9 protein-coding genes are annotated in these 12,302 nt (G+C 40.4%); 1 reads left to right on the plus strand and 8 read right to left on the minus strand.

Annotated elements, in window-relative coordinates; genetic code table 11:
- Positions 1-178: 178 nt before the first annotated feature.
- Positions 179-1,972 (minus strand): ABC transporter ATP-binding protein, encoded by a 1,794-nt coding sequence (locus tag ACO1QW_RS20155; protein ID WP_486261192.1) that lies wholly within the window; start codon positions 1,970-1,972, stop codon positions 179-181.
- A 149-nt stretch (positions 1,973-2,121) separates the two neighbouring features.
- On the opposite strand from ACO1QW_RS20155, the gene ACO1QW_RS20160 reads away from it, so the two are divergent.
- Positions 2,122-2,592: a hypothetical protein gene (locus ACO1QW_RS20160; RefSeq protein ID WP_486261194.1), complete on the plus strand. Its 471-nt coding sequence runs from the start codon at positions 2,122-2,124 to the stop codon at positions 2,590-2,592.
- Here ACO1QW_RS20160 and ACO1QW_RS20165 read toward each other — a convergent pair.
- From ACO1QW_RS20165 to ACO1QW_RS20195, 7 genes are all read right to left on the minus strand, one after another.
- Positions 2,589-3,431, minus strand: coding sequence for an aminotransferase class IV (locus tag ACO1QW_RS20165; RefSeq protein ID WP_486261196.1), 843 nt, complete (start codon positions 3,429-3,431; stop codon positions 2,589-2,591). The two genes, ACO1QW_RS20160 and ACO1QW_RS20165, sit on opposite strands and share 4 nt — an antisense overlap.
- A gap of 6 nt (positions 3,432-3,437) precedes the next feature.
- Complete coding sequence (locus tag ACO1QW_RS20170) at positions 3,438-5,009, minus strand: N-acyl-D-amino-acid deacylase family protein (RefSeq protein ID WP_486261198.1); 1,572 nt, start codon at positions 5,007-5,009, stop codon at positions 3,438-3,440.
- 45 nt (positions 5,010-5,054) lie between these two features.
- Positions 5,055-7,238, minus strand: coding sequence for a penicillin acylase family protein (locus tag ACO1QW_RS20175; RefSeq protein WP_486261200.1), 2,184 nt, complete (start codon positions 7,236-7,238; stop codon positions 5,055-5,057).
- A 73-nt stretch (positions 7,239-7,311) separates the two neighbouring features.
- Positions 7,312-8,070: a DUF2490 domain-containing protein gene (locus tag ACO1QW_RS20180; protein ID WP_486261202.1), complete on the minus strand. Its 759-nt coding sequence runs from the start codon at positions 8,068-8,070 to the stop codon at positions 7,312-7,314.
- Between the two features lie 91 nt (positions 8,071-8,161).
- The gene (locus ACO1QW_RS20185) at positions 8,162-9,565 is read right to left on the minus strand and encodes an APC family permease (RefSeq protein ID WP_486261204.1); all 1,404 of its coding nucleotides are present in this window, start codon (positions 9,563-9,565) and stop codon (positions 8,162-8,164) included.
- A 59-nt stretch (positions 9,566-9,624) separates the two neighbouring features.
- The gene (locus ACO1QW_RS20190; RefSeq protein ID WP_486261206.1) at positions 9,625-10,944 is read right to left on the minus strand and encodes an agmatine deiminase family protein; all 1,320 of its coding nucleotides are present in this window, start codon (positions 10,942-10,944) and stop codon (positions 9,625-9,627) included.
- A gap of 24 nt (positions 10,945-10,968) precedes the next feature.
- A complete protein-coding gene (locus ACO1QW_RS20195) occupies positions 10,969-12,294 on the minus strand; it encodes an APC family permease (protein WP_486261208.1) in 1,326 nt (441 codons plus the stop codon).
- Positions 12,295-12,302: the final 8 nt, after the last annotated feature.

The raw sequence follows: 12,302 nt of genomic DNA on the forward strand, positions 1-12,302 counted from the left end.
AAATGCAATACCTCCTAAGGGGTATTTTTCCCGTAAGACCAATGAACCTATGATTAAAAATAAAAATGAATAATTGTTGTTATATACAACTTCAATTATAATCAAGCTGTTTGATAAACAGATTATTTAATAAGTTGATAGGTTATAGCTGAAAACTTTTTTCGGTGATACACAACCGTTAGCCTGCTTCTTCAATTTCATCCTCGTCTTCATCAATAGCCGCCGCCATCGTCTTCCGTTCGCCAATCTGTTGGCGCCACATGGCATAGTACAATCCTTTGTTGGCCACCAATGCATCATGATCGCCTTGCTCAACGATCTTTCCTTTTTCTAGTACAAAAATCGCATCGGCATGCATGATAGTGGAAAGACGATGTGCAATAAGAATAGTGATCTGTTGCTTTAAACTGGAGATCTCACGAACAGTTTTGGTGATCTGTTCTTCCGTAATAGAATCTAAAGCAGAAGTTGCTTCATCAAAGATCAGTAATCGTGGTTTCCGTAACAAAGCACGGGCAATCGATAAACGTTGTTTTTCTCCCCCTGATAGCTTCTTACCACCTTCACCCAATAGAGTATCTAAACCCTGGTCCTTACTGTTGATGATGTTAAGTGCTGATGCTTTCTCTAAAGCCGAATAGATCTCTTCATCTGTTGCATCGGGTTTTACAAACTTCATATTATCACGAACGCTGCCGGAGAATAGTTGTGTTTCCTGTGTAACAAACCCCAATTGTTTGCGCATTCGGTTGTAACGTATGTCTTTCGATGACACATCATCATACAAAATATCACCATTAACCGGTATGTATAAGCCCACCAATAATTTTACTAATGTCGACTTACCTGAACCTGATGGACCAACAAATGCAATGGTATCTCCAAGGGATGCATCAAATGAAATACGTTCCAATGCATTGGTTGTGGCTGTGCGATGCCGAAAGCTAACTTTATCAAAACGCAGGTGTTCAATTTCTCCCACGTCAACCGGTTCTTCAGGACGATACTCGGTTTGTTTCAACATTAGTTCATTAAATAATTGCAATGAAGCTTCTGCTTCACGATAAGAAAGAATAATACTTCCAAGATCCTGCAAAGGTCCAATGATGCCGGTGGAAATAAATTGCATCGATATCAATTCACCCGGCGATAACACTTTACGGAAGATGAGCCATAGTAAAATGAACAGGATCGATTGTTTTAGAATGATCAGAATACTGCCTTGAAAAAAAGAAAGTGAACGGATCTTTTTCACCTTTTGCATTTCAAGATCAAAAATTTCCTGCGTGTGTTTGCGAAGACGTTTTATTTCGGGATAAGTAAGCCCAAGACTTTTCACTAATTCAATATTGCGCAAGCTTTCTGTGATCGTTCCACTCATTTGCCTGTTCTGACGAATAAGTGAACGCTGTAAAACTTTAATGGAGCGACTAAGTATACTGGTCAATCCTCCTAATAGAACTACACCTATCAAAAATACAGGGATCAATGCCCAATGTTTTGTAAATGCATACCAGATCAAAAACCCAACACCAACAATAGAAGAAAATAAAATATTGATGAATGAGGTAATGAATCGCTCCGTATCGTTTCTAACTTTTTGCAGTATCGATAAAATTTCACCACTGCTTTGGTCTTCAAAATCCTGGTAAGGCAAACGCAGCATTTGTTTCAAACCATCATTAAAGATCTGCATACCAAATTTCTGCACAACTAATCGCATCACATAATCTTTAAACGACAAAAACAGCCTGGCTGCAAGTGCAATGATCAAAGCAATGCCCAACAAAGTCAACACACCACGAACAAGTTCTTGCTCTGGTTTGCTTTCAGGACTGAGCGTATACTCATCAATGATTCTACCAAGAATGATTGGATCATACAACGAAAGTATTTGCGCTATGCCTGCAAGAAGCAAAGCAGCAAGTACAAGCTTGCGGTATGGTTTTAAATATTGCCAGAGTATTTTCATAATAGTAAGCCGACGAAGTTACAGAATGATTGTCCGCTGTGTTTCAATAACAGCTATTTGATTTGTTTGTTTAGTGTTGTAACTTACAGGAACAAGTTCTTTACCGTTTAATCATGCCCTGTAATTGGTTACTATTAAAAAATCAGTGTATGTTTAGCAACTATCAACTTCCGCAGTTCATCTCCGCCATTCGGCAAAATACAGTTGGGTTGATAATGATCTTACTCATCCTCACTTTTACAGCAACAGCACAAAACCTGCCAAAGAAACCCACCCTCCAACAACTTGCAGGTTATCATCAGCAGCAGCAGATCAATTGGCAGCAAAAGCAATTGCCCCAATCATCGGTTACTTATAAATTCACAAAGAACTATAACCAGCCCCAACCAACAGTTATAGGAAAAGTTCAACCGGTGGCGATTATTCCGGTAAACTACGCTGTACCGGCAGCAACAAAACAACAAAAGCAAACTTCTTCGTCTCCTTTGCTCCACACTTTACTAATACAGGAACGTAAAGATTATTTGCAATGGCAAAAGCAAAGCTGGTGGAAAGATCCCAATAAGTTAAAAGGTGCTGAGTTGCTGCGTGACTTTTATATCAGTACCAGGAAAAGCTAAGCACCTGCAGATGTGCTGGCCGATTGTTGTTCGAGTTGGAGAAAACGTTGATATAGGTCTGCAGTGATGGCTCCTGTTTTGCCATCAGCGATTTTGTGACCGTTTACAGAGAAAACCGGCAGCAGTCGTTTTGTAGTGCTGCTCACAAATACTTCTTTTGCATTGAGCACATCATTTAGTGTCGCCTCTTGTTCTCCTACTTCCATAATTGATGATGCCAGTTGCAGAATATATTTTCGGGTAATGCCATTCAATACATATTCATTCGGAGTGATTAATTTATTATCTGCTGTAACAACAAATACATTTGAACGTGGCAATTCACTGATGCATCTGTTCTTAACATATAGTACATCGCCTGCACCTGCATTTTTCACTCTTTGTTGCAGGTAAACACCCATAAGGTAATTGATCGATTTTACGGTTGGTAGCTCACGCACATATTCTTCGGTGATGAGATGTATGCCTTTGTTCTCGTCAAACCCCTCATCCATTATTAACGGAGCTTGCGTGATGATGATATTCGGTGTGCTGATGGTGTAGGTATCAGCCGCATAACCACCAGTTACTGTAATACGAATTCCTGAAGTCGAAAGATCATTTTTGCCGATAAGTTCACGAATAATTTTTTTCAACTCTTCGTTGCTATACGGAAGCTGTAAACCTAAGACGGAAGCAGAGTGATTCAAACGTTCAAGATGTTGATCGATAAACAACGGAACCTGGTTAACTGTGCGAAAGAAATCAAATACGCCATAACCTCGTTGCACAGAAAGATCGCTCACATGCAAAGTTGCTTTTTGAGCTTCTATCCAATTTCCATTAATGAATGTCCACATAATTTTTTATTGTTGATAACCTGGCCCTTTTAGCGACCGACCGCTTCTTGTGCCATTGTGTTTTCCTTCTTCAACCACAACTTGCCCGTTCACCAATACAAATTGAAAGCCGGTTGAGTATTGATGCGGTTGCTCAAAAGTAGAATTGTCTTTTACTGTTGCAGCATCAAAGATCACAATATCAGCAGCCATACCTTCTCTTAATAAGCCACGATCTTTTAATTGAAATTTTTGTGCAGGAAGCGATGTCATTCTTCGTACGGCTTCTTCAAGCGTCAATATTTTTTCATCACGCACATATTTACTCAGCACTCTTGCGTTAGTACCATACCCACGTGGGTGTGGTACGCCGCTTCCAAATGCACGAATGCCTGCATCACTTGCAAACATATTGAAGGGATATTGCATAATGCGTTTTACATCATTCTCACTCATGCCATGAAATACCATTTGTGCGCCACCGTTGATCACCATTTCAACAATGGTTTCTGCTTCAGCACTTGCTTTGTGTTTCTTTCCCTTAATAAGATTTACCTGCTCAATACTTTTTCCATTCAAGGTTGTATCGAAACGATAATTGGCAACAACGGGGTAACTGAAATGTTTCAGTTTACGTTTCTTCAAGCTTTTCAACATTGATGCAACAACATATTTTCTTACATCAGGCCGGTTCAATCTTGCAACAATAGAATCTTGTCCATCAGCTAAAATTTCATCAGGTATCAATGTGCCGAGTGAAGTGCTGCTGGCAGTATATGGATATTGATCAATGGTTACATCCACACCTTCTCTTCTTGCAGTTTCAATCATGGCAACAGTTTCTTTACTTCTTCCCCAGTTTTGCTGTCCACTGACTTTAAAGTGCGAAATTTCAACAGGCATTTTATTCAGGTAACCGATCTGTATTGCTTCACGAATGGCAACGGCCACGCTATCGCCTTCGTTGCGGATATGACTTGCATACACGCCATTGTATTTTGCAGCAGCACCAGCCAGCTTTACCACTTCATCTGTTTTAGAATAAGTGCCTGGTATATAAATTAAACCAGTAGAAAAACCAACCGCCCCGTCTTTCATTGCTTCTTCAACGATCAATATCATCTGTTTCATTTCCGCTTCTGTTGGATCTTTCATGGCACGACCAAGTACTGTTCTGCGAACATCATTATGTCCAATAAGTGCAGCAATGTTGATGGATGTTTTTAAACTATCGATGAATGCAAAATATTTTTTCATATCCACCTGTGATGATCCGCAGTTGCCTGTGATAACTGTTGTAACACCATCATAAATAAAATTTTCAGCCGTGGGAGTTCGTTTTTCTTCGCCTTCGATATGCGTGTGTACATCAATAAAGCCGGGTGCAACTATTAGACCCTTTGCATCGATCACTCGTTTTGCATCCTGTGGTATTAATTTTCCTATGGCAATGATCTTTCCATCTTTTACGGCAAGATCCGCATAGTACCAATGGTTACCGGTACCATCCAGAATTTTTCCGTTAGCGATCAATATATCATATTGCTGGGCACACACCCACAGTGGAAGTAAAAACAGGATACTTAGAATTGATCTCATGCTGTCGATATTATAGAATTGAAGAGAGTGATGACAAGTTAAAACTTATTCGCCGGGATGATAACTGCGTTCTACATGCTTCAATACATCTTCTTTATAAAACAGCACATCTTTAAATTGACCCTTCGTGTACATCTCCAATTGATCGGTGAAATGTTTGCTGTTGGGGTCTCCACTATTACCACCGGCCAATAATGATTTAGCTTTTACTTTTTCACCAAACTCCACGGCACAAACAAAACTATTACCATGAAAGCCGTACCGTTTTTTTGTACCGGGAAAAGGCTCACTTCTATACGATGGCAACATTCCCCATAGCGAAGATGCAAACGGAACAGGATAGCTTAGCTTGCTATCATCAAATTTCTGAACAAGATCATTACTGATGCGTTGATATCGATTAACATCGCCCCACGGAATTTCCCATGTACCGAATTGTTGTTGTAGTTGCTTCAGCGCTTCATTCAATGGAGCCAGTAATTGCAAAGGAATAGCGGTTGCGGCAAAACGTTTGGTAGCTGTTACCTGGTCATCTTCTCCATCTTCAATATAAATTCTGCGAATAGATGCATTTAAACGTTGCACCCATTCAACAGCTAAGGTGGTGGCAATGGAATGATTGGAAGAATAATAATTCCAGTTTTTTAATACAGCAATAGGTGCCGCCAATGATCGGTGTAAACTGTCACCAGGTTGTACACCTTTTTCATACGCTTTGATCAATGCAGGTATCAACACTTCAAATGCAGAAAGATAAGTATCATAACCGGCAGCGATTGTTTTTTCAATAGTAAACTTATCTTCTCTACCTAATAGTCTTGCTGCATTGATGCCACGAAAGTTTTCTCCATCCGGTGCCATGTAAACCGGATAATCTTTTTTCTTCGGGCTTGCTTCGCCGCTCACTGTATACGGAGTAGAGTTGCAATTTTGTATCCATCCGGTTGAGGGATTGATTACCTGCACGGTTTCAGCCGCTTCATGCAATCCCTTCCATTCCGTTGCTGTTGTTGTTCCATTAACTACTTTACTCCAATTAAATTTCGTATCTCTCTTTGGAACATAGTTGCCATGCCAGTAAGCAATGTTTCCGTTGTTATCTGCAAATACAGTGCTGTTGCTCGTATTACCCCGAAGCGCCATTACTTTTTTGTAATCTTCGAGTCCTTTTGCTTTGGTGCGTTGCCAGCTTTGCAGCAATCCATTGATCATACGATTGCTTGAACGTACGCTTATGTACTGACCATTGCGTTTTGCCATTACAGGTCCATGATGTGTTGCATAGGTAGTAAACGTTTTTGTAACGAGTTTGTTTCCGTTTTTCACTTTGATGCTGATCTGTTTTTGTTTAACAGCACGTTGTTCATTGTTATATTCATACATCATACTCTTGCCACTGCCGCTGATTTTTTCAGCATACATATCAGCCACATCAACATTTGCACTTGTATGCATCCATCCACAATATTCATTGAAGCCCTGGTACACAAAAAACTGTCCCCATGTAACAGCACCGTATGCATTCAATCCTTCTTCACTTACCATATGCACTTCGGGCCTGAAATAAAATGTAACATGCGGGTTGATGTATAAAATGGCCTTTCCATTTTCTGTTTTTGAAGGGGCAATAGCAAACCCATTTGAACCGCTGTTGTTATCAACAAACTCTTTCGGATGGTATGCAATTGCAGCGGTTGTATTACCATATAAACTTTTCACATCTTCTGCTGTAACGTCACCTGTACTGATTGCTCCAATACTTCCATCGGTCCACAGTAACTGGTACCATGGCTTGAAGCGTGTGAGCAAAGCCGGTTTTACTTCAGGATGCGTGTAGAGATAATAATTAATGCCATCGGCATGAGCCTGCAATAATGTTTTTAACCACTGCGGAGCTTTGTTATAATCTGCAACAGCTTCTGCACTGTCGATCACCAAACGCAGGTAAAGATCATTGTACAAATCAGCTTCACCCGAAAGCTCGGCACGCCGCCCAAGCTTTTCAATATAGTTCGCTTCCACACGTTTAAAATCATCTTCGCATTGTGCATATAGTAAACCGAACACAGCATCAGCATCTGTTTTTCCGTACACATGTGGAATGCCCCAATTATCACGAATGATTGTTACACGTTGTGCCTGCTGTTTCCAGCGTTTTATCTCGGTTTGTGAAAATGATTGTGCAACAATTTGCAAGGGAAGTAAAAACAAGAAAAGCAAATACTTCATAACTCATGCTTGATTGGTCAATACACTAAGCTAAGTATTCGCTGCGTGCCGGCAAAAAGGAATACAGCAGCGGTTAACGAGCTGCAGTTGCAGCTGGTAAATTTTTCTTGCGGAAATCGGGTTGCCAGTAAAAGAACAAACGAATAGTTTGATTACGGTTGTACTGGTAACCACTCAACCGTTGTTGCCATACATGCATATAGCCGAAATCGGCTGAGAGTGAAGTAGTGATCTGCTGTTTAACACCTCCGAACAAACGGTTTTGATCAAAATTGTTATAGATAATATGTTTACCGCATTGCATCATCAGTTCATCAGACAAAGCAAGCGATGGAACATATTTATTTTTACTGATAGGAATATTTAATGCTAACTGGTAACGGAAACGGGTGCTGTACTTATACGTATCGCTGAGTTCGCTGTTAACGACGTTTTGAATCCATCGTTCTTCAATACGCAACCTTTGCGACAATTGTATTTTGCCCACTGGTTGGCTGAGTTGTAACTGCTGCACCAACCTGTTTTCATTTACAAACAACTCGGTAGTAGCAGTTTTGTTTGCGAGCCACATATGCCCTCCGGCAAGTGCCACACTCAGATTTTTAGTGATATGATAAGCCGCTCCAACCCTTGTGTAATAAAAATTATTATTCTTTAGATAGTCAGTACGGCGTATGTGAAAATCTGCAATAACCGACCATTTGTCTGCCACCTTTGCCTGCGTATTAACACTGGTCCAGAAATGATGTTGTGTTTGCACCTCTCGGGTACGTTGTGCAGAACTGGCGGTACAAATACTGGTAAGTAAAACGAGAAAAAGAATATGCTTCAAACAAATAAAATTTTTCAATAGCAAAACTAAGGTAGATATTCTTGTTGTTAAGTGAACTTAGTCACATAACAAGCTGATAGGCGTTTGAAATCTATTTTCTTTTCTTGAAATAAAAATAAAAGAACACTCCACTTGCCACGAGCAATAATCCAAAAAAGGATTGCTTGGGCTGTGTAATAACTGTATTGATGATCAAAGCAATGGAGAACAACAGGATAATAGCGGGTATAACAGGATAGCCGATAACCTTTGTAGTAATTGTTCCGTTTCTTTTCATTTTAAAGAGAGCAACGCCAATCATTCCATAAAAAAGGAAACCTGCAAAGATCACCATGTTGGTAAGCATATCGAATGTGCCCGACATTACCAGTATGCAACTCCATACCATTGTATATAGTAAGGCAACTGCAGGCGTACGATGTTCAGGATGAACTTTGGCTGCATTCTTAAAAAAGTAACCACCTTGTGCCATACGGTAATAAACTCTTGCATGAGAAAGTATGATTCCATTAAGTGTACCAAACACAGAAACCATGATAAGCGTTACCAATAGTGATTGACCAACCTTACCAAGTATTGTTTCTGCAACAACGGCTGCACCTATCTGGTTTTGATCAACCGCTCTTAATTTCTCCAATGGCAACACATGCATATATGAAAGGTTCGATAGTACATACAGTGTCATGGCAATAGCTACACCACTCATGATGGCAATGGGAACATTTCGTTTTGGATCTTTTATTTCACCGGTGATAAATGAAAGATTACTCCATCCTTCATATGCCCAGAAGGCACTGAGCATTGCAGCTAATACGGCACTTATAAGTGCAATGCCTTCCAAAGGAGCTGCTGCTGTTGTTGTAACTACTTCTTCATTCTGTATAGGTGAATACGTTAAACCGAGTATGATGAGCGAAAGAATACCAATGATCTTGGCTGATGTAACAATATTGTTGATAAGGCCGCCATGCTGTATGCCACGGTAATTGATCCAAGTAAGCAAGATGATTGTGGCAATAGCTAATATCTTGATGCCTCCTTCAGCAAAAGGAAAAATAAAACCGGCAATGCCTAAATGTTCAAATGAATGAAACGGATTACCCAGTGGAATAAATACATTCACTGTTTGTGCAAAAATGAAACCCAATGCTGCTACCGATGCGCAACCCATGATGGCGAAATCCGTCCATCCGAAAATAAACGAGAAGAAATTGCCGAATGAAAGTCGCAGATATTCATACACGCCTCCCGATTCTTCAGTTAACGAAGAAAGCCCTGCTAATGTAAATGCACCAAACATGGTGATGAGGCCTGCACCAACCCATGCTGCAATAATCCACCCTTCACTAAGGCCCGTTTGCGCCATAGGAATAATCTTTTTAAATACGCCGGAGCCTATCATCATTCCTGCAACTAAAAGAATAGCTGTAGTTAAACCAAGCACACGCTTGAGGGAGGGTTGATTGTCGGGGGATGCATTTGTTTCGATGCTCATGATGTGGAGATGTGGTTATACTAATATAATCAGCATTTTTAACAAGCACTAGTGTTTTATCATTTCTTCTTTGCCGGCTGCTGTTGTGTGCTGCAATGAATACCTCCGCCGCTCCAGTTTTGCATGATGGCATCAATAAACACGATCTTTCTGTCGGGAAACTGTTCTTCAAAGATCTTTTGAACCTGCGCTTCTTTTTCTTTTGATGAACCATGCATTGTGTAAGTGGGTAACAACACTGTTTTATTTGTAACCAGGTAGTTCATATAACTTCCGGCTGGTACACGAAAAACACTATCACCAACAGTTGGTGCTTCTCCCGGTACAAAACTTTTCATATCAACATCAAAGGTTACTTCAAGCGAATCGATCTTTTCTCTTGCTTTTATTTTCTTTGTAATCAGATCGGGCAGCGGAACTTTAATGATGCTGAATGAATTTCCATCCTGGTCTTTTGCATTTTTGAGAATGTTGTAATTCTCATTCAGGCGTTCATAATTGATTTGATTGATTGGGTTGAGATATTTTTCTTTTTCATCGACCCACGCAAGCAAAATAGTGGTTGGGTTTGCAAACCGCACAAACTCATCGGTATGACCGCCGGTGCCGCCACCGTAGTAGTTCGCAGTAATACGTCGAAAGAAATTTTGCGGATCATCAGCCAAACCTTTTTTCACCCAAATGATATTTGTAACGCCAAGCACACGTTTGAATTCTGTTTCGATATATTCTTTTTTCAGATCAGGGTTACGTTGAAACACAGTTGCCTCACATAAGATGAGTGTGCCTTCGCCGTTTACTTCAATGGCGCCGCCTTCATGTTTCACATCCGTTTTTAAAATAACAGCGCCTTCAGCAACAGCCATCTGGCTATCAACTAATGCTGTTTTTATGCGAAACTCTTTGCGCAAATTGAGGTAATGATTTACACTGTCTTTGTTGCCACTGTATTTAACTTTTAAAAAACCGGGATAACCATAACTGTTCCATGCAAAATCAGCCACACCTAATTCTCCTTTTCCATTTACTAAAAAAGCTGCACCATGATCCCTGATCCAGTAACGTTCACCCGGCATGATATAGGTTTTGTACATGCTGCTGTCAATTCCCTGCGAAGCCAGGTAGGCTTTTGCTTTTTGTCGAAGCGTATCATTATTGAATGCAATCTTTACCGTAACATTTGATGACAATGCTTTAATGATGTCCGCTACAGCAGGATAATAACCACGCAAACTATCTTTTTCCCAACCCAGCCAAACAGCATCATGCTGTTCCCATTCGGCCGGCATATAAAATGTTTCAGCTGCACGTTGCTGTTTGTTGCTTTTGCAGGAGAGGAAAACAATAGCAGTCATTAAAAAAGCAAGCAACTGTTTCATATTTGATAAAGTGTTTTATTGTGATCACTCAATACTCTTCTTCATCGAATTTGCTTTCACCTGTTTCATTATAAAATAAACAAAAGAGAAGAACAAGATAAACAGCACAATCCCTGTAAGCTCAGCTCTTGATAAATTCGATAATAACCAAACAATACCGCCGGCGGCTGCTAACGGAATAAGTATACCACCGGGAACACGAAATGTTTTTTCGCCGTTAGCTATATTTTTTTTTCTGAGTTTTACAGAAGCGAGAACCACACCCAGGTAAATGATGAGTAATGCTGCACTGGCAATCGTGGCTAATTGTTTGAACCCTCCCGAAATTGCCAATAGTAAACCGAGCGAAGCATAAAATGCAATGGCAACATAAGGTGTGAAGTAGCGGTTATGCACTTTTGCCAATGGTTTAGGCAATAATCCATCTCTTGCACCTGCAAATAGGATACGTGGAATGGAAAGTATTTCTCCGCCCAGTGCGCCTAACATGGAAAGAGCTGCCGCTGCAATGATAATGATGGCACCTGCTTTACCAAAAGCAATTCCGGCTACGGCAGCTAACGGTGCATCTTTATGTGCAGACATTGTTGCACCTAATACTCCTTGCGTTACAAGTTGAATAGATAAATACAATAACAACACTGTACCAATGCCGAAGAAAATACCAAGTGGTACCGTTCGTTTCGGATCTTTTATTTCGCCACCGTTGCTTAAAGGACCATCGATACCAATGAACGCAAAAAATAAAAGTAAGGATGCAGCTCCGAGATTGCTGATAGTTGGTTCAATTGTAAAACGCAAATTTCCGGGTGATATAAAAGCGGCGCCTGCAACTACTACAGCAATCAGTGGAATTAATTTACCAAGCGTGGCCAATTCAATTAGACGAACACCATTTTTTACACTGCGTATATTCAATAAGGCAATCCCGGAAAATATGATTACCAGAAAAAGTACCCGGTATAACTCTGTTCCTAAATAAGGGAAAACGTATTTCAATGTATCAACCAATGCGTTTGCAATAGCTGCATCCGATACAATGCATCCTCCCAGCCAATAAATATTGTTTGCCAAAAATCCTGCATAAGGACCAAATGCATTTTCAATATAACTATACACACCACCGCTTACCGAAGTTTTAGCGCCCACTTCTGCAAAACAAAGCCCAATTAAAAAGATTAACGCACCGCAAACCAGGTAAGCAAGAATGGCCGCTGCAGCAAGATCCTGTGCAATGATAGCCGGGATAACAAAGATGCCCGAGCCTGCGGTTATGTTTACAATCGCCAGTGCCAGTGACCGAACACCGATTTCACGTTTAAGATTTTCTTGTTTTGAAACCGGTTTCATGTGGCTGG

This window comes from Lacibacter sp. (genome assembly GCF_057361365.1).